Here is a 19047-nt window from a genome sequence, read left to right as displayed (position 1 = left end):
GCGCGGCGCCATAAGGATAAAAACCTTGAAGAACCCCGAGGAGCGCCCCGCAGGAATGGCGCAACAAGGGGCGTCCGGCGGACTAGCGGGCAATTCAAAGACCCGGAATCCGTCCGAAAACGGCAAGCGCAAACCGCGCAAGAATGCTGTTTCAGAAGTCGGCAAGGCCATCCAAGCCTCCGATTCAGGGCGCTCAGACACTGAAAGCAAGGGCTCTCAAAGCCAGAGGAAGCGTGCGCGTAGGCGTAATCGCGGGAAATTGTCTCGTGGTGCAGAAGGCCCTGCGCAAAAAACTGTTTCTGCTGAACCCTCCGCGAACGAAAAGCCTTCAGACGGCAAGCCTGCCGGGAAGCTATCGAATCGTCGTCGCCGTGCTCGCAAGAAAAAGCAGGCCCGCCAGCAAACCGGTACACCGCTTCACACCGATAACACGGCAAAAACACAGAACGCACCTGCACGCTCTGATAATAATCAGACACATCAGGCCAAGCGTAATCATACCGGATCGCAACAGCCGCGTACCAGTGGGCAGGAAGCTCCGCTTTATGCGGCCCTCGATCTCGGGACCAATAATTGTCGCCTGTTGATTGCGTCACCAACGCGTCCGGGACAGTTTCGCGTTGTCGATGCTTTTTCCCGTATCGTTCGTCTTGGTGAAGGCCTCAGCTCGACGGGGCGTCTGAGCGAACACGCTATGCAGCGTGCCATTGATGCGCTCAAGATTTGTCACGATAAGCTTGCCGCACGCAAGATCAGACGTGCTCGTCTGATCGCCACTGAAGCCTGCCGTGCAGCAGAAAATGGCGAAGAGTTTCTGGCACGCGTCCGCGAAGAAACGGGACTAGAGCTTGAAATTGTCGATCGTCAGACAGAAGCACGACTTGCGGTTTCCGGTTGTGGCACGCTGGTAACGCGTGAGACCGACGCTGTCGTCCTCTTTGACATTGGTGGTGGTTCGTCTGAGATCGCGCTCATCGACGTTTCTCAGCGTCGTTCTCCACGTCTTGCAGAGCACATTACCGCATGGACCTCCCTGCCCGTCGGCGTCGTCACGCTGGCGGAACGTTTCGGTGGTCGAAATGTTACGCCGGAAAGCTTTGGCGCCATGGTTGACCATGTCACTGATTTGCTTTCAGGTTTTGCCGAGCGTCATTGTCTTGGCAAGCTTACGGTCGGATCGCGCTTTCACCTTCTTGGAACATCCGGCACGGTGACGACACTCGCCGGCATCCATCTTGGACTTGAGCGCTATGATCGCCGCCGCGTCGATGGTATGTGGATGGGCTCGGATGACGTGACACAGATGACGCAACGTCTGCTGTCGTGGGATTTTGATGCGCGGGTTGCTAATCCTTGTATTGGCGCGGATCGTGCTGATCTTGTTTTGGCAGGCTGTGCCATTCTTGACGCCATACGCAATGTATGGCCGAGTGAAAAACTACTGGTTGCCGATCGCGGTTTGCGCGAAGGCATTTTAACGGAACTCATGTCGCGTGACGGTGCCTGGCGCCATAACCGCGCCCATACTGCCAAGACTGGCAGTAAAACCGACGTAAGAAACAGGCATTGAAGATGAGCAAAGCAGGCGGAAACAAAGGCGGCACGAAAACCGGCGGACGCGGCGGCGCGGGCACAAGCAATCTTCGCGTTCGAGTGAAGAAGAAAGCCGGAACAATCAAGGAGTCCTCGCGTCGTTGGCTGGAACGCCATCTGAACGATCCTTACGTTCACAAATCAAAGCAGGATGGCTATCGCTCGCGCGCGGCCTATAAGCTGATCGAAATCAACGACCGCTATAATCTGCTGAAGAAAGGCCAACGTATTATCGATCTTGGCGCAGCTCCGGGCGGCTGGTCGCAGATCGCGGCCAAGATCGTCGGCTCAACAGATGAGAACCCGCAGGTTGTCGGCATCGACTATCTGCATGTTGATCCGCTGGCAGGTGTCATTCTGCTGGAGATGGACTTTCTCGATGAATCGGCACCTGAAAAGCTCATGGAAGCACTTGGCGATAAGCCAGATCTCGTGATCTCTGACATGGCTGCACCGACGACAGGTCATCGCCGCACAGATCATTTGCGCACCGTGCATCTTTGTGAAGTCGCGGCTGATTTTGCTGTTTCCGTGCTCAAGCCCGGCGGCCACTTCCTGACCAAGACATTCCAGGGCGGCACAGAAAACGATCTGCTTGCTATGCTGAAACAGAAGTTTCGCTCAGTGCATCACATCAAGCCACCCGCATCGCGCGCAGAATCTGTCGAGCTTTATCTGCTCGCTCGCGATTTTAAAGGCTAGTTATCGGGCTATATCAGAATGAGAAAAGGCGGCATCAAAGCCGCCTTTTTTATTTGCCGTTTGCTGAATCTGCAGCTTCGAGTGCAGTCCGTTCTTTGCTCTTTGATTTGGTGATTTTCGGACCTGAAAGTTCATGCCCGGCATCTGGTGCAAGCTTTGCGAACCAGAAGAACGCAGTCGCAGACACCGCTGCAACAACGAAGAAGCCAACATGAAAATCTGTGAGCTGCAACGGGGCTGCGCGAAGGCCAGTACTGATTTCCAGAATTCCACCTGCCATGGCGACACCGAGCGCAATCGAAACTTGCTGCGCAACCGCTGTGATCGGCGTTGCCTGACTGGTTTTGTCATCGGGGATTTCAGCAAAAGCTAGAGCATTGACGCCCGTAAAGAACATCGAGCGGAAAAAACCACCGATCAGCAGGAAGCCGACAATGACACCATAAGGCGTTTCAGGGAAGAACAAGCCATTTGCTGCAATAAATCCGGCAGAAATCAGCGAGCCATACATAAGCGTGCGCCGGAAACCGAAAAGATTGAATACTCGCTTCGCTCCAAACTTCATGCTGATGGCACCGATTGCCGAGACAAATGTCATCATACCTGATTGGAACGGCGTCATACCGAAGCCAAGCTGGAACATGAGCGGCAACAAAAACGGGATGGCGCCAATCCCAAGCCGAAACACGCTACCGCCAAAAACAGCCGAGCGGAAAACCTGATTGTCAAAGAGTTTCAGGTTCAGCAGCGGATCAATCGTTCGCCGTGCGTGGAATATATAAAGCGCCGAGCAGATAAGGCCGACTGTGACAGTGACGAGCCCGATGACGGGCGGAAGTGCGGGAAGACTGACAACTGACAGTCCAAACACCACACCCGACATGGCAATGCCCGACAAAAAGAAACCCGGCCAATCAAGCGGCTTGACGATCCTCTCGTCATTATCCGGCAGAAAGCGCGTTGCAAACCAGATGCCGATTAAACCAATCGGAACATTGATGAGGAATATCCAGTGCCACGAGAAAAAAGTCGTGATGAAGCCGCCCACTGGTGGCCCGACCAAAGGGCCAACCATTGCGGGGATCGTCAGCCAGGCCATGGCCGACACAAGTTCACTTCTGGGCGTTGAACGAATAAGCACAAGTCGTCCGACTGGCGTCATCATCGCGCCGCCCATGCCCTGCAGAAAACGCGAGACAACAAAGGCTGCTAGTGAATTCGATGCAGCACAGGCGACCGAACCGACAACGAAAACCGCAATCGCTGCACGGAAAACATTCTTCGCCCCGAATCGGTCTGCCATCCAGCCGCTGACGGGAATAAAAACCGCAAGCGCCACGAGATAGGCGGTTAGCGCCAGCTTTAATGCGATAGGGCTGGTGCCGATATCAGCGGCGATAGCAGGAAGCGATGTTGAAATAACATTCGAGTCCATCTGCTCCATGAAAAGAGCAATTGCCAGCACAAGAGGAACGATCCGGTTCACAGTGAAAATCCGAATAAAAGCAGAGAATTAAACACGACTTTGCCAGTCGATTATATCTCCCGCTTTATGTAGCGTCCGTCTGAATTTTTCCAGTTAATTCGCCGTCACATTACGGTGACTGTCTTGAGATTTGAGATGTGCCGACCCATCTCATGACTTCTCACGCAGCGTTACATTCGTTCACATTTATGTAAAATGGGTTGCGCTACCCGTAACAGGCTGTTACATTTCGTTACAGTTCTCGAGCTTTAGAATCCGATGTGGAGGCGTCGTGGTTCAAGGAGGTAGAAAATGAATGACATTACTAGAACAGCGCTCGTTTATGGAATGATGATCATTTCACTGAACACTGCACTGGCAATTGGTCTTCTTGGGCTGGACTTCCTGCGCTAGGCGCGGCATCCGCAATAAAGAATTTTGCCCTCCAGGCAAGCATGAAAAAGGGTGTTCCCGAATTTGGGAGCACCCTTTTCATTTGAGCCTCGATGATAGAAGTCCGATCTTTTACCAACGCTAATTGCTTGGCTGATAAGCAAAACTCAGTCCCTCGCCCAGTCCGCACTTGAACGCTTTACCCTTGCCGATTTCTTCATGCGTTTTGGCTGAGAAGGTCTTCATCGAAACAGTAGCCGTTTTATCCGGCAGCACTCGATAACGAATAAATTCGAAAATCGGCTTCCCGTCCATGGCGACGGTTTGATGTGTGTTGGAATAAACAATCGCCTGCTGAGGTTCAGGCAAGCTCATGAATGCATCAATGACAAAACCACCGGCGATGTTCTTGGATTTAAGCGTCTCGCCTGAAGTCTGTTCGCATTTTCCCAATTGCAAGACAGACGTTGTTCTTTTTCCTGCGAATAGGTTGTTTTTCAATTCATCGAACGGGTTCATGCCTTCAGCATGACCGACGCCACTTCCGACAACGATTAATGCCATGACAAGCAAGCTCGACTTCCAGCGCATATTTTGACCTTTGATTCAAAAAACATGCGCTGGAAAGTAAACCTATAATAATTCGAGGCAATTCCAATAGATTGCTAACTATCTACTCGGCTTAAAGCGCATCCAGAAAAGTGCGAAGCGGTTTTCGGAATAAGATGCGCGTAAAACAAATAGATAGAGCATTTCCAATGATTCAGTATTAGCTGGAACCACTCTAAAGAATACGCGCCTGCGTTTTCGGATCAAAGAATACGGCCTTGTCGAGATTGAAAGCCAGGCGTGAACGCTGGCCTGCCGAAATGCGTGCATCTGCACGAAGGCGCGCCACAACTTGTTTTCCACCAATCCGCGTCACCGCAAAAGTGTCGGAACCAGCCGGTTCAACCACATCAATAAGGCAATCGCCTTCCACGACCGAGCTTGCATTGCGATCCGCACCATCAGGATCTGTCAGCGCTTCCGGGCGGATGCCGAAGATCACTTCCTGCCCTACAAAATCGCCTAGGGTCTCGGGGGAAACCTTCAGCGGCAGCTTCAGAGCCTCGCCTTCGCCCTGTGTGAGCGTAATCGCAAACTCCGAGCCATTCTTTTCGACATTCGCTTTGAGCAGGTTCATCGCAGGAGAGCCCATGAAGTCTGCAACGAACATATTGGCCGGATTGTTGTAGATTTCAGCAGGCGTACCGAATTGCTGCAAAATGCCGTCTTTGAGGACTGCAATCTTGGTTGCAAGCGTCATGGCCTCGATCTGGTCATGCGTCACATAAACGATTGTCGTCTTCATGCGGTGATGCAGACGCTTGATCTCGGTACGCATATCCACGCGCAGCTTGGCGTCCAGATTGGACAATGGTTCGTCGAACAGGAAGACCTGCGGATTGCGAACAAGCGCGCGCCCCATCGCAACGCGCTGACGCTGGCCGCCGGAAAGCTGGCTTGGCTTACGGTCGAGGAGATGACCGATCTGCAGAATATCAGCAACTTCCTGAATAGCCTTGTCACGCTCAGGCTTTGGAACTTTACGAATTTCCATGCCGAAGGCGATATTGCCGCCCACTGTCATGTTTGGATAAAGCGCATAGGACTGAAACACCATCGCGATATCGCGCTGCGAAGGATGCAGGCCCGATACCGAGCGGCCATTGATCGAAATATCGCCCGACGTAATTGGCTCAAGACCGGCAATCGTGTTGAGCAACGTAGACTTGCCGCACCCTGAAGGGCCGACGAGAACCAGAAAGCCGCCTTCTTCAATTTCGATATTGATGTCCTTCAAGACCGAAACATTGCCGTAGGATTTGTAGAGATCGGTTATTTTCAGAAATGACATATGAGACTTATCCCTTAACGGCACCGGACATCAGGCCGCGCACGAAGTAGCGCCCGGAAACGATGTAAACGATCAGCGTCGGCAGAGCGGCCAGAATAGCAGCTGCGAAATGGACGTTATATTCCTTGACGCCTGTGGAGGAGGAAACGAGGTTGTTCAATGCCACCGTCATCGGCGTTGAATTTGCACCAGAGAAGGAAGCACCGAACAGGAAGTCGTTCCAGATATTGGTGAACTGCCAGATGACCGACACAACGATGATCGGGCCTGACGACGGCAGGAGAATGCGCCAGAAAATCTGGAAGAAGCTCGCACCATCGATCTGCGCTGCGCGCACCAGTTCAGTCGGGAACGCCTCGTAATAGTTGCGGAAGTAAAGCGTCGTAAAGCCGATACCATAGACCACATGAACGAGGATCAGACCCCAAATCGTGCCAGCAATGCCGAGCATACCGAGCACACGCGCCATCGGGATCAGCACAATCTGAAACGGGATGAAGCATGAAAGCAACAGCAAACCGAAGAAGATGTTAGAGCCACGGAAACGCCATTTCGTCAGCACGTAACCGTTCAAAGCGCCGACAATTGTTGAAATCGCAACCGCAGGCACGACCATCAGGATCGAGTTGATGAAGAATGGCTTGAGGCCCGTTGGCTGCACACCAATCTGTGCGGTTGACCAGGCTGAAAGCCATGGCTCAATCGTCCATTGCTGCGGCAGACCTAGCATACCGCCCTGACGGATTTCATCCAGCGGCTTGAACGAGTTCACCAGCATCACATAGAGCGGCAACAGGTAGTAGATCGCAAACAGCAGCAGCGCGGAATAGATCAGGGCGCGCGTGAGTTTGCCGCTGTTGATCGCATTTTCCTGGGTCTGAGCACTCATGAGCGCGACCCTCCACGAATTTCAGAATAGAGATACGGAATGATGATGGAGAAGATCATCACCAGCATGATGATTGCCGACGAGGCACCAATACCCATCTGATTTCGCGTAAATGTGTAGGAATACATGAATGTCGCAGGCAACTCGGTCGCTTGCCCCGGCCCACCGCCGGTTAGCGCAATCACAAGATCATAAGCCTTGATTGCAAGATGGGCGAGCACCACGAAAGCCGACAAGAATACCGGACGCATCAATGGGATGATAATGCGGCGGTAGATCGTGCTGGTCGAAGCACCGTCAATTTGAGCAGCCTTGATGATTTCATTATCGACGCCGCGCAGACCTGCCAGGAACATCGCCATGACAAAGCCCGACGACTGCCAGACAGCCGCAATCACAAGGCAATAGATCGCCATCGTGTTGCTTTTGATCCAGTTGAAGGTGAAGCCTTCCCAGCCCCATAGCCGCATCGTGTGCTCAAGACCGATGCCCGGATCGAGGAACCATTTCCATGCCGTGCCCGTCACGATGAATGAAAGCGCCATCGGATAGAGATAAATCGGGCGCAGGAAGCCTTCGCCACGGATTTTCTGATCGAGCAGAATAGCCAGAAACAGGCCTATAACTGAACAAATGATGATGTAGAGCGACGCGAAGATCGCGAGATTGGTGACAGCACGCCACCAATGCGGCAAGGCCCATAATTTTTCGTAATTCGACAGACCGACAAAGCCATAGGAAGGCAGCATTCGGCTGTTGGTGACGGAAAGAACGCCTGTGTAAATGATGAATCCATAGACAAAGACGAGGACGATGAGAAAGCTCGGCGCCAATACCAGCTTGGGCACCAGTTCCTGTAGTCGTCTGTTACGCTGCATATTTGCGCCACCCATTTCTGCGCTGCGCACCCGGTGCCGTTCAATCGCGGCGCTCTTGATGCGGGCTATTGTTTCAACGGCATTATTGTCTGCCGTTCACTGCAATGAATTTGTTCAGGCGAAAAATCCGCCGATCGTTCAATGAATTGTCATGCTTGAAAGGAGAGCGCCCGGAAGTGCCGGGCGCTCACTTTTGCTTACTTCGCGCCTTCGACAGCGGAGACCAGTTCCTTGACAGCGTCTTCAGAAGACAGCTGGCCGTTGAACTGGCGGGTCACAACGTCATAGATCGCGTTCTTGACGGAAGCCGGGTTTGCATAGCCGTGAGCCATCGAGCCGAGCATTGTGCCCTTCCCTGCAGCTTCCTTCACGTCAGCGATGGCCTTCTTGCCGCAAGCGTCGAAATCGGTATCAGGCACGTCAGTACGTGCAGGAGCCGAACCCTTGACGACGTTAAAGGCCGACTGGAATGCCGGGCTTTCAATAGCCGAAGCCATTTCGAGCTGTGCTGGCACCTTGTCTTCAGCAACCTTGAACATTGCGAACATGTCAGAGTTGAAGGTTACAGAGCCCTGCGTTTCAGGGTAACGCATGCACACAAAGTCTTCACCTGGCTTCTTGCCAGCCTTGACGAACTCGCCCTTCGCCCAGTCACCCATGAACTGAACACCAGCCTTACCTTCGATCACCATGGCCGAAGCAAGGTTCCAGTCACGACCGGAGAAGTTGTCATCCACATAGGAACGCAGCTTGGTCATGCGGTCGAACGCCTGCTTCATCGTATCGCTGCCCAGAGCTTCTGGATCGAGATCAACGAAAGCCTTTTTGTAGAAGTCAGGACCAAAAGAAAGCACAACAGCGTCGAAAATCGTCGCGTCCTGCCATGGCTGACCGCCGTGAGCAATCGGGGTGATGCCCTGTTCCTTGAACTTGTCGAGAAGAGCTACGAGTTCATCCCAGTTGGTTGGCTCTTTGCCGCCAGCCTTGTCGAGAGCAGCCTTGTTGATCCACATCCAGTTGGTGGAGTGAACGTTGACGGGTGCTGCAATCCAGTGGCCATCATACTTGGCGAATTCCTGCAAAGGTGCCGGAATAACCTTGTCCCAGCCTTCCTTGCCAGCAATCTCGTCGAGATTGCCCAGAGCGCCCTGCTCTGCCCAATCGCGAATGTCGAAGCCGAGCATCTGCACAGCGGTTGGCGCATTGCCTGCAGTAACGCGTGCGCGCAGAACGGTCATGGCTTCCGTACCGCCACCACCTGCAACTGGCATATCTGTCCAGCTGATACCCTTGCCTTCAAGATCTTTCTTCAGAACATCAAGAGCCGCAGCTTCACCACCGGCTGTCCACCAATGCAGAACTTCAACGTTCTGCTTGTCCTGAGCGCTGGCTGTAACAGGCGCCATTGCTGCAAGCATTGCACAGGCAGCTGTGCCCATTGCGGCCATTCTGAAAAATTTATGCATATGTCTACCTCCCGTAGAACTCTACAAAACAAAATTTCGTCGGACGTTATGCGAGCCTCAGACCCGCACATCCAGAAGAGCATTCAATCTGCTTTGAGACCTCCATCCCACTATGTTTCTCGCAGCTCCTCCTGCGATTGACAACGTTGTCTTTTTTGGATGAAAGCCTTCGCCCAAGACAAGATGTGCCCTTAACATAGGCTCAGATACCGGATGTGTGTCAATATGGTTTGAACAGCGAAGAGCGAAATAACGCGTTCATTGAAACCTGAAGCTGAAATTTTCATCTAAATAATGAAGCAATAATAGTGACTTAGTTCGATTAAAATATTTCTGGCGACAAGCTTTCAACACCTTATGAGAATGAGCCAAAAATTGCCGTCAAGCGACGCTGGTATCAGTATAAATTTCCCGTGAGTGTACTGGACATTGCGCTCTGAAATGCATAATTTCCGGCTGCTCGCACAATGGTGTGCGGGTTTGTTCTCGGGGCGGGGTGAAACTCCCCACCGGCGGTATGAAGAGCGATCTTCGAGCCCGCGAGCGCCTGTAGCAAACGCCTTTTGGGGTGTAGTTTCAGGGTCAGCAGATCCGGTGAGATGCCGGAGCCGACGGTTAAAGTCCGGATGGAAGAGAGCGAAAGAGCGTTAAACCCGGCTATTGCGCGGGCTTGCGTTCCTTTGTGCGCCCTGATTCTAGTTTCGTGAGGAACCTATGAACCAGAGCTATCCGAACAAGACATCTTTCAAAATCGCCTTCATTCAGGCTCGCTGGCACGCCGACATCGTCGACGAAGCGCGCAAGAGCTTCATTGCTGAACTGGAATCCAAGACCGGCACCAATGTCGAAGTTGAAGTCTTCGATGTTCCCGGCGCTTATGAAATTCCACTTCATGCCAAAACGCTCGCCAAGACCGGTCGCTATGCGGCAATCGTTGGTGCTGCATTCGTTATTGATGGCGGAATTTATCGTCATGATTTTGTGGCTACTGCCGTCATCAACGGCATGATGCAGGTGCAGCTGGAGACCGAAGTTCCGGTTCTCAGCGTTTCGCTCACCCCGCATCATTACCACGACAGCAAGGAACATCACGAGTTCTTCTTCAACCATTTCAAGAAGAAGGGCGTGGAAGCTGCACATGCAGCGCTACAGATCGTCAGCGAACGCGCACGTATCGCAGCTCTGGTGTAAGCCAACGTCTAAACGACATAGCCGACCTTGCATTTTCGAGGTCGGCTACTCGCTTATGATGCGCTCGGGATGCGAATAGACATCGAAGTCGTCGCCCCGAACAAGCGCTACAAGCGTTAGATTGGCTTCATCTGCGGTGCGGATTGCCAATGCGGTCGGTGCCGAAATTGCGGCCAATAATGGCACGCCAAGAATGACGGCTTTTTGCACCATTTCGACAGATACGCGGCTGGTAATCGCTACCAAACCCTGCTCCGCAGGCCGGTCAGCACGCGCCATTGCGCCAATGAGCTTATCTAAAGCATTGTGTCGTCCGACATCCTCGCGAACGGCAAACAGCCCCTCACCCGGAATATAGAAACCCGCACCATGCACCGCGCGCGTTTCTGCATTCAAAGTCTGCGAACCACCTAAAGCGCCCATAGCGGCAATGATCGATCCAGATTTGAACCGTAAACTGTCGGCAGACAATGCCGATAATGGTCGCAGAGCCTGATCAATGGAATCGATCCCGCACAAGCCACAGCCAACAGGTCCGGCCATAAACCTGCGCCGCGCGGCAAGCGCATCGCCCGGCTGTACAGCCAGTCGCATCTGAACATCGATACCTTTTTCAAAGACCTCAATGCTCAAATCTTCGATTTCGGAAATGTTGGATATGATACCTTCCGTCAGGCTGAAACCGACCGCAAAGTCTTCCAGATTGGCAGGCGTTGCCATCATGACGGCATGGGTTGTGCCATTGTAGCTCATGGCAACCGGCACCTCTTCCGGCACCTCGCGGGAGCTTTCATGAAAGCCTGCCTCGCGACGCGCAAGACGCGGCAGATTCTGGCTGATCTTCGGTATCCTCATATCATTCCGTCAATGGTCGTTAAGACTTCCGACCTGTCTTATCATTTACCGTCAGCTACTCAATGTCTTTGAAGCGACAGACAAGCTAATCTTACCGGAGCAAATGAGCTCAAATATTGGATAATTTTCTTATTCAGAGGGCCGATCTGCTCTCTTTCATTTCAAGCGGAATCTTATCGATCCTCGTTTCATTCCGATGGCACTTATACTCCAAGCGGCGGCATCATGCCCTTGCGGCAAGCATTGCGAACAAGCTATACCTGCAGGCCTCAAAACGTCTGAACAAGACGTGAGCTCCCGCTTCCGACAGCTAATCTTTTAGGTGCAAAACGATGGATATTCGCCAGATCGACGACAATTACTCAGTCACCGGACAAATTTCGCCGGATGACGTGCGCGATATTGCGGCTGAAGGCTTTCAGACGATCATCTGCAATCGTCCAGATGGCGAAGAAGGACCGGACCAGCCAACTTTTGCGGAAGTCGCGAAGGTAGCGGAAAAGGCTGGCATCAAGACCTATTACATCCCGGTCATTGGTGGACAACTGACGCAGGAGAATGTCGATGAAATGGCCTCGGCACTTGCCGAAGCCGAAGGCCCAATTCTGGGCTATTGCCGTTCAGGCACGCGCTCTACGAATATTTACGGTATCGTGCAGAACCAAAAGCGCGGATAAAGAAAGAGCGCAAGCTATACGGGCGGTGTTGCCGCAAAGGCATTTGAACAGTCTTTGCAAACATGGTGATCACCGTCCAGTAGCGCGCGGGCCGGAAAAGCGCGGATTTGTAAACTTGGCGCGGCGAACATTATGAGCCGAATACTGGCGATAATAGCTCATGCCCATCCGAGTAGCTGTTGCGATCACACCGCCAGCAACCATCACCCAGCCAACAATCTGCGGCCAGTTAAAGCTTTCAATACCGGTGCTCAGAGCAACGATGACAACACCGGCCCAAAGAACAGCGGCCGTACGGCGCCAGAAAACCGGGTTGAGTTCGTCAAAAACTGCCTTCCACAGCGAAAGCACAAGACAGGCGAAGAAAACGGCTGCTGCCAAACCGATGTTCAGCAACTCGACCGGAAGCCATTGTTGCGTATTCAGCATAGTTTCCATCATCTCATTCCTTCCGCGATCCTGACATCGACCTTCATGGCCATTTGCATCTCAGATTGCGCGGTCTTGTTTCAATTGTGACCATTGAGCTTTCGCTTTGTGGTAGAAGCATGGAAACGGCTTCATAATACAGTCACATATTATTGCGTTCACGCGAAATATCGTGTTGAAAACATTCATCTATCTCCGCTGAGCGCGAGGCTACATACGCCTCAAACCCCTTGATAGATCAGCATTTTTTGAATTTATGGAACTTCGGCAACCATACCGGGCATCACGTTAAAGTCGCGAACCATAACGACATTGTAACAATTTGATATTGCAGAACTTCTGCAATTTGCCGCGAGCGCCGCCCAAACGACGCCCTACACGCGAAAGCAGAATGACCGGCAAAATCCCGACGGCCACAATTGCCAATGCTGCAACTGACGCCTCTTCATAGGTTCCGCGTGCGGCCTCGCCATAAAGATGCGTGGCAAAAGTCTCGATATTGAGCGGGCGCAACAGAAGCGTGGCAGGCAATTCCTTAACGCAATCGACAAAAACCAGCAAACCAGCGGCAACAATGGCCGTCTTTGAAAGCGGCAGATGCACCTGGCAGAAGGTTGCAGTCACGCCACGACCAAGCGTACGGGAGGCCTGGTCCAGCGATTGTGGGATGCGCTCAAGACCGGCATCAATGCCGCCCGCAGATATAGCCAGAAAGCGTGCGACATAAGCATAGACAATGGCCGCGCCGGTACTAATCAGCAGTAGTCCCGTGGAGATACCGAAAAACGTGCTGAACACCTGATCGAAAAAACGGTCAACCGCACCGGACACGATCATAATGCCAATGGCAATCACTGTTCCGGGGGCAGCATAGCCCATGGTCGAGAAGCGATAGAACCATCGCGAAGCCGTGCCCGGAAACAGCCGCATCGCATAGGCCACCATCATGCCAAACAGCAGCACCAGAATGGTTGCGACAGACGCCAGCATGACGGTGTTGAATGCTTCACCCGCCAGACGGGGTGAGATACCCGCAAAGCGCATCCGCTTGACTGCTTCAATGACGAGATAGGTCGCGGGCATGATGAAGCCGATAATGATCGGTACGGCGCAGATAATGAACAGCCAAATGCCCTTTACGCCGCTGACCTTTAGCGGTTCAAAGCCCCGCGAGTGGCGGATATTGGAAGAGAAGCGCTGTTTCCGCCTCGCCCATCGCTCAATTGATACTATGGCGACAACTAGCAATAAAAGCGCCAAGGCGAGTTGCGCTGCTCCCGGCAGATCGAAGCGCGTGACCCATGTGGTGTAGATCGAAACCGTCAGCGTCCGCACGCCGAGAAACTCGGCAGCACCAACATCGTTGAGCGTTTCCATCAATGCAAGGCTGACACCAACAGCCACAGCTGGACGTGCGAGTGGCAGGGCGACGCGCCAGAATATTCCTCTGCGACTGACGCCCAATGTTCGTGCTGCTTCAATCAGGCTCGCTGACTGCGTGAGGAACATGGCGCGTGTTGGAATATAAACATACGGATAAAGTACAAAGCCGAGCAGGATTATGCAGCCCGTCATTGATCTTATATCCGGCAAGCGAAACTGGCGCGGCGATTCATAACCCAGCACAAAGCGGATCGCACTTTGTATCGGGCCAATCGGATGCAGAATATCAAGATAAGCATAGGCGATGATATAGGTCGGCACCGCTAAGGGCAGCAAAAGCGCCCATTCCAGCACACCGCGTCCACGAAAATCATAAGCCGTCACCAGCCATGCTGCGGACGTGCCGACAAATGCGGTGATAAGCCCAACGCCTGCCAGAAGAATGATCGTATCAGTAAAAGCTGTCGCGAAAATCGTCGAGAAAAGATGGCTCCACAGGCCGGATGAGCCGCGAAGCGCTTCGATAACCAGTGCAAGCACAGGCAGGCAGACCAGCAGCGCAATCAATCCTGAAAGCCACAACCAGCCTCGACCCGAACGGGTACGATAAGGCATGGATGATGACGCGGCTTGCACAGGTTCCGGCACTCTGGTCGACCTTCATATTAAAGCATTTCCAGCAAAAGTGGGAACCGGTTTTGCGTCGGATAATGCGTAAAAACGAATAGTTGCAGCGGTTCCAACGATTCAGCTTTAACTGGAACCGTTTAATAACGCCGGCGCAATGGTTTTGCACCGGCGTCATTTTTACAGGGATAATCAGCTTTTAGTTATCAAAGCCGACTTTGTCGACCAGTTCGCTGGCCTGCTTGCGATGCTTGACGATTTCCGAAAGCGGAACCGTATCGATCTTCAGTTCGCCGAAGGATTCAACGATTGGATCAACCGGAGCGCCTGCCTTGACCGGATATTCGTAGTTGGCCTTCGCATAAAGCTGCTGGGCTTCGTCCGAAGCAAGATATTCGAGAAGCTTGACAGCTTCGTCCTTGTTCGGAGCGTTCTTGGCGACAGATGCGCCGCTGATGTTTACCTGGGTGCCACCATCGGCAAAGGTTGGGAGAATGACCTTGATGCCGTCGCCCCATGCCTTCTGCTCGTCGCCGCTCTTACCCGAGCGCATCAGACCAACATAATAGGAGTTGGCAACTGCGATATCGCAGATACCACCGACGATATCCTTGGCGCCATCACGATCACCACCGGCTGCCTTGCGAGCCAGATTGGCTTTGAGGCCAGTCAGCCACTCTTCAGTCTTTTCTGCGCCGTGATGAGCGATGTAATCGGCGATCAGGGCAGTATTATATGGATGCTGACCAGCGCGAATGCAGATCTTGCCCTTCCACTTCGGATCGGCCAGCTCTTCATAGGTGATCTTGTCGAGTTCCAGATCCTTGGCGGCATAGACAACACGCGCGCGCATCGAAAGGCCAAACCAGTTGCCATTTGCATCGCGGAGCTGCTCAGGGATTGCATCCTTCAAAGCCTTGGAATCGATAGGCTGGGTAAGGCCCTTGTCGACGAGATCAACCAGATTGCCTGCATCGACCGTCATCAGAATATCGGCGGGGGATTTTTCGCCCTCGGAAGCTACACGCTCAGCGAGACCATCCTTAAGGAAAACGGTATTGACGGTGGTGCCCGTCTTTTCCTTATAGGCATCGAGCAAAGGCTGAATCAGGCCTGGCTCACGCGTCGTGTAAATATTAATCTCATTTGCATTTGCAGCACCTGAGAGAAACGTCGCAGCCATGAGTGCAAGTCCAGCACGCGCGATCTTGGGCATTTTACCTCCGAAAAAATATGGTTCATTTGGAACTATATGGTATGCAATTGGAATATAAGAACTCGGTTTTGCAGGGTCAATTGCGCGGCACTCTAAATATGACCTGTTTACTCATTATTTTGCAAAAACCAGCACTCTGCTCCAATTTATTCGAAGGAAGACCGAATTAGCACTTTCCGGAACGTGATGGTCGGTTCGCACACGCAGACGCTGCTCGCTTCCGTCAAGGCGGATTAGCAACTCTTCGGTTTCACCAAGATAGATTCGCGTTTCGATCTGTCCGCTTAAAGCGCCCGCAGTAGCATCCGGCAGAATTTCAATGTCGCGCGGTCTGATATAAACGAGAACTTCGCCAGTGCTTGCGAAGTCCGCTGCAGCATCAAAGACGCCCTGCTCTGTTTCAATCATTTTGCCGCGGACACTGCCTTCAAACGCATTGAAGTCGCAGAAGAAATCGGCTGCATAGCGAGAGTTCGGGCGGTTATGGAGATCACGGGCAGAGCCTTGCTGCACGATTTCGCCAGAGCGCATCAGGACAACACGGTCGCCCGTTGAAAGCGCTTCTTCCGCCTCATGCGTAACGATAATGACCGGCGTGCCGAGTGCGCGCAACAGTGCCATCGTCTCACTACGAACGCGCGCGCGCAAGCCGCGATCCAGATTGGAGAACGGCTCATCCATCAACAGCAGATCAGGCTTCGGTGCCAAAGCCCGAATGAGTGCCACGCGCTGCTGCTCCCCACCCGACAACATATGCGGGTAACGATCCGCCATCGAAGAAAGACCGACAAGTTCGAGCAATTCATCGACGCGGCTGAGCGCTTGTTCCTTGCGAACCTTACGCAGACCAAACAGCACATTTTCACGCACGGTCAGATGTGGAAACAACGCGTAGTCCTGAAAGACCACACCAATGTTTCGCTTTTCCGGTTCAACGAAGATCGATGGCCCGACGAGCGTGCGCCCGCCCATCGTAAGCTGGCCTTCATCGGGTGCATCAATGCCAGCAATAATCCGCAAGAGTGAAGTCTTGCCGCAACCGGAATGCCCAACCAGACAGATGATCTCACCGGGCTGCACATCCAGCGATATTTTGTCGAGTGCGCGCACGGTTCCAAACTGCCGACCAATTCCCGAGAGGGTCAGTGCCGGAGCCGTTTCATTACCGAGCTTCGTATCCTGCAGAGTGCGTGCATCCATAGATGAGGCCGAGAGTCCTGTTATCATCAATCCGCATATAAATGCACTTGGACGACTTTGCCAATAAAACCCGACCAAACGCGTCAGGCATTTGTCGAAACACCCTTTAAAGCGCAATAGTTTGCTGCACTATCCAGTTGAACTGGCTTGCAAATCGCGCAATTCTGCTCACAAATCATTTCGTATTCGCATTGCAGGAGTCTGATCATGGGGCCGATCACCGACAAAGTGGCAACCGCCGAGCGTTTGCCGCAGGAAACGAAGGTCGCCATTATCGGCGGTGGTGTGATCGGGGTATCGACAGCGCTTTTTCTGGCCGAGCGCGGCATTCCTGTTGCCCTCTTTGAAAAGGGTGAAATCGCAGGGGAGCAATCCAGTCGCAACTGGGGCTGGTGCCGTCGGACCGGGCGCGACAGCCGCGAAATGCCGTTGATTGTCGAAAGTATGCGTCTCTGGGACGGCATGAATGAACGTGTGGGTCGCGAAACCGGATTTCGCGTTACCGGCATTGCCTACACTGCCGAGAAGGAAGAGGAAGTCGAACGCTACGCAGAGTGGATCAAAATTGCCAGCGAGCACGGCATCGAAACCCAACTGCTGAACGGCCAGCAGGCAGCAAGTCTCGCACCGGGACTAACGCGTCCACTCAAAGGTGGCATGATCACGCCGCTCGATGGCCGTGCGGAGCCGCAAAAGGCAGTACCTGCTTTTGCCGCAAAGGCGCAGGAACTCGGTGCTGTCATTCTGCAACACTGTGCCGTGCGCGGGATCGAAACCACCAATGGACGTGTGTCAGCTGTCCTGACTGAAAAAGGCCGCGTGGCTTGCGAAGCGATTGTCGTTGCTGGCGGCGCATGGTCACGACTGATCATATCGTCCTTTGATGCCCATCTACCACAGCTCAAAGTGCGCTCGTCCGTCTTCCGCACCTCGCCTATCGAGAGTGGCGTTGAACCGGCAATCGCATTTTCGGACTTCGCACTGCGCAAGCGACTTGATGGCGGATATACAGTTGCGAGCCTTGGCGGCTCCATCGCCGACATTGTGCCTGACAGTTTTCGCTTCTTCCGCGACTTCCTTCCATCGCTCTCAACAGAATGGAAATCCCTGCGTTTCCGTTTCGGTGAACGCTTTTTTGAAGAAGCTTTCCAATGGAAGCTCCGTCCGGCAGATCAGGTCTCGGTGTTTGAAAAAATCCGCACGCTTGATCCCGAACCGCACCGGGCAGCGAATGCAGCAGTGCTGAGCAAACTTAAAGCCGCCATCCCATCTTTTGCATCCGCAACGATCGCGCAGGAATGGGCCGGTCTGATTGATACGATGCCGGATGTCATTCCGGTTATCTCACCCCTGCCCGGCATTGACGGGCTGATCGTCGCCACAGGCTTTTCAGGCCATGGCTTTGGCATCGGCCCCGGTGCAGGACGATTGGTCGCCGATATGGTCAGCGGCGAAACGCCGGTTGTCGATCCGTCGCCGTTCCATATCTCGCGTTTCTCCGACGGCTCGAAAATCCGTATTGAGAACTGGGGTTAAGGCAGTACCGGTAGAAGCGTGCAAACACAGATGAAGTTTATTCAATCACACCACAGGCGAAGCGCGCACCGCCGCCACCGAGCGGCTTAGGCTTGTCGGAATAATTATCGCCACCAACATGAACCATCAATGCGCGACCTTTGACTTCATCCAGTGATTTCAAACGGGGTGCGACAACGGTTTCACTAACCTTGCCATCCGCATTGGCCTTCAGAAGCGGCAAGTCACCCATATGACCATGTCCTTCTGGACCCATGTGGTGTTTTGAGCCGTCCGGATCGTAGTGACCACCAGCAGCTTGCGCCGGCGTCATTTTTCCATCTTGTTCAGCGGGCGCACAACTTCCCTTCTCATGAACATGAAAACCATGCTCACCTGCTGGCAAACCACTCAAATCTGCTTTGAAAGAAAGACCATCGGCGCTCTGGGAAACTGTAACAGTACCCATTTCTTTGCCTTGGCCGGATTCCAATGCCTCAAACATTTTTACGGTTACGCCCTCCGCCAAAGCCGGACCGGCGATAAGAACAATAGTCGAAGCTAAAATCAGAGACCGCATTATCTCCTCCTATAATTTGGTGTGGGATAAGCGATAAACGCGTAGACGCGCGAATTGTTCGAAATTTAAAAAACTGCGCGCCAGTTTT

At 53.1% G+C, this 19047-nt stretch carries 17 protein-coding genes and 1 riboswitch; of the genes, 5 read left to right on the top strand and 12 right to left on the bottom strand.

Annotation, left to right across the window (positions count from 1 at the left end; all coding sequences use genetic code 11):
• Window positions 1-25 precede the first annotated feature (25 nt).
• Together CEV34_RS23825 and CEV34_RS23820 are read left to right on the top strand one after the other, a co-directional pair.
• The gene (locus CEV34_RS23825; protein ID WP_235819169.1) at window positions 26-1570 is read left to right on the top strand and encodes a Ppx/GppA phosphatase family protein; all 1545 of its coding nucleotides are present in this window, start codon (window positions 26-28) and stop codon (window positions 1568-1570) included.
• Between the two features lie 2 nt (window positions 1571-1572).
• Window positions 1573-2295, top strand: a complete 723-nt coding sequence (locus CEV34_RS23820; protein WP_007879442.1) for an RlmE family RNA methyltransferase — start codon at window positions 1573-1575, stop codon at window positions 2293-2295.
• Between the two features lie 49 nt (window positions 2296-2344).
• On the opposite strand, the gene CEV34_RS23815 is transcribed toward CEV34_RS23820, so the two are convergent.
• From CEV34_RS23815 to CEV34_RS23790, 6 genes are all read right to left on the bottom strand, one after another.
• A complete protein-coding gene (locus CEV34_RS23815; RefSeq protein WP_007879443.1) occupies window positions 2345-3781 on the bottom strand; it encodes an MFS transporter in 1437 nt (478 codons plus the stop codon).
• 513 nt (window positions 3782-4294) lie between these two features.
• Window positions 4295-4744, bottom strand: coding sequence for a VirK family protein (locus CEV34_RS23810; protein ID WP_007879452.1), 450 nt, complete (start codon window positions 4742-4744; stop codon window positions 4295-4297).
• 193 nt (window positions 4745-4937) lie between these two features.
• The gene (locus CEV34_RS23805) at window positions 4938-6053 is read right to left on the bottom strand and encodes an ABC transporter ATP-binding protein (protein ID WP_007879454.1); all 1116 of its coding nucleotides are present in this window, start codon (window positions 6051-6053) and stop codon (window positions 4938-4940) included.
• A gap of 7 nt (window positions 6054-6060) precedes the next feature.
• The gene (locus tag CEV34_RS23800) at window positions 6061-6942 is read right to left on the bottom strand and encodes a carbohydrate ABC transporter permease (RefSeq protein ID WP_064321805.1); all 882 of its coding nucleotides are present in this window, start codon (window positions 6940-6942) and stop codon (window positions 6061-6063) included.
• Window positions 6939-7820, bottom strand: coding sequence for a carbohydrate ABC transporter permease (locus CEV34_RS23795; protein ID WP_007879460.1), 882 nt, complete (start codon window positions 7818-7820; stop codon window positions 6939-6941). The genes CEV34_RS23800 and CEV34_RS23795 overlap by 4 nt, the downstream gene beginning before the upstream one ends.
• Before the next feature lie 197 nt (window positions 7821-8017).
• Complete coding sequence (locus CEV34_RS23790; RefSeq protein ID WP_007879461.1) at window positions 8018-9286, bottom strand: ABC transporter substrate-binding protein; 1269 nt, start codon at window positions 9284-9286, stop codon at window positions 8018-8020.
• A gap of 478 nt (window positions 9287-9764) precedes the next feature.
• Window positions 9765-9928: riboswitch (FMN riboswitch) on the top strand.
• 72 nt (window positions 9929-10000) lie between these two features.
• Between CEV34_RS23790 and CEV34_RS23785 the strand changes: the two genes are divergently transcribed.
• Entirely contained in the window at window positions 10001-10477 is a 477-nt protein-coding gene (locus tag CEV34_RS23785; protein ID WP_007879463.1) for a 6,7-dimethyl-8-ribityllumazine synthase, read from the top strand.
• A gap of 45 nt (window positions 10478-10522) precedes the next feature.
• Here CEV34_RS23785 and fdhD read toward each other — a convergent pair whose 3' ends face one another.
• The gene (gene fdhD / locus CEV34_RS23780) at window positions 10523-11332 is read right to left on the bottom strand and encodes a formate dehydrogenase accessory sulfurtransferase FdhD (RefSeq protein ID WP_007879464.1); all 810 of its coding nucleotides are present in this window, start codon (window positions 11330-11332) and stop codon (window positions 10523-10525) included.
• A gap of 332 nt (window positions 11333-11664) precedes the next feature.
• On the opposite strand from fdhD, the gene CEV34_RS23775 reads away from it, so the two are divergent.
• Window positions 11665-12009 carry a protein tyrosine phosphatase family protein gene (locus CEV34_RS23775; protein ID WP_007879466.1) on the top strand — a complete coding sequence of 115 codons (345 nt, stop codon included), beginning with the start codon at window positions 11665-11667 and terminating at the stop codon, window positions 12007-12009.
• Between the two features lie 69 nt (window positions 12010-12078).
• On the opposite strand, the gene CEV34_RS23770 is transcribed toward CEV34_RS23775, so the two are convergent.
• The 4 genes from CEV34_RS23770 to CEV34_RS23755 all read right to left on the bottom strand — a co-directional run bounded on the left by CEV34_RS23770 (window position 12079) and on the right by CEV34_RS23755 (window position 16864).
• Window positions 12079-12450 (bottom strand): hypothetical protein, encoded by a 372-nt coding sequence (locus CEV34_RS23770; RefSeq protein WP_007879469.1) that lies wholly within the window; start codon window positions 12448-12450, stop codon window positions 12079-12081.
• A 276-nt stretch (window positions 12451-12726) separates the two neighbouring features.
• A complete protein-coding gene (locus tag CEV34_RS23765) occupies window positions 12727-14436 on the bottom strand; it encodes an ABC transporter permease (RefSeq protein ID WP_094544709.1) in 1710 nt (569 codons plus the stop codon).
• Between the two features lie 211 nt (window positions 14437-14647).
• Window positions 14648-15664 carry a Fe(3+) ABC transporter substrate-binding protein gene (locus CEV34_RS23760; protein WP_007879474.1) on the bottom strand — a complete coding sequence of 339 codons (1017 nt, stop codon included), beginning with the start codon at window positions 15662-15664 and terminating at the stop codon, window positions 14648-14650.
• A gap of 114 nt (window positions 15665-15778) precedes the next feature.
• A complete protein-coding gene (locus tag CEV34_RS23755; RefSeq protein WP_007879476.1) occupies window positions 15779-16864 on the bottom strand; it encodes an ABC transporter ATP-binding protein in 1086 nt (361 codons plus the stop codon).
• A 207-nt stretch (window positions 16865-17071) separates the two neighbouring features.
• Between CEV34_RS23755 and CEV34_RS23750 the strand changes: the two genes are divergently transcribed.
• Window positions 17072-18400, top strand: a complete 1329-nt coding sequence (locus CEV34_RS23750; protein WP_007879477.1) for an NAD(P)/FAD-dependent oxidoreductase — start codon at window positions 17072-17074, stop codon at window positions 18398-18400.
• Between the two features lie 37 nt (window positions 18401-18437).
• On the opposite strand, the gene sodC is transcribed toward CEV34_RS23750, so the two are convergent.
• On the bottom strand, window positions 18438-18959 hold the full coding sequence (gene sodC / locus CEV34_RS23745) for a superoxide dismutase family protein (protein ID WP_007879478.1): 522 nt from the start codon (window positions 18957-18959) through the stop codon (window positions 18438-18440).
• Window positions 18960-19047 lie beyond the last annotated feature (88 nt).

It is taken from the genome of Brucella pseudogrignonensis (genome assembly GCF_002252525.1).
GTDB lineage: Bacteria > Pseudomonadota > Alphaproteobacteria > Rhizobiales > Rhizobiaceae > Brucella > Brucella pseudogrignonensis.
This window is presented reverse-complemented; position numbering and strand designations above follow the sequence as displayed.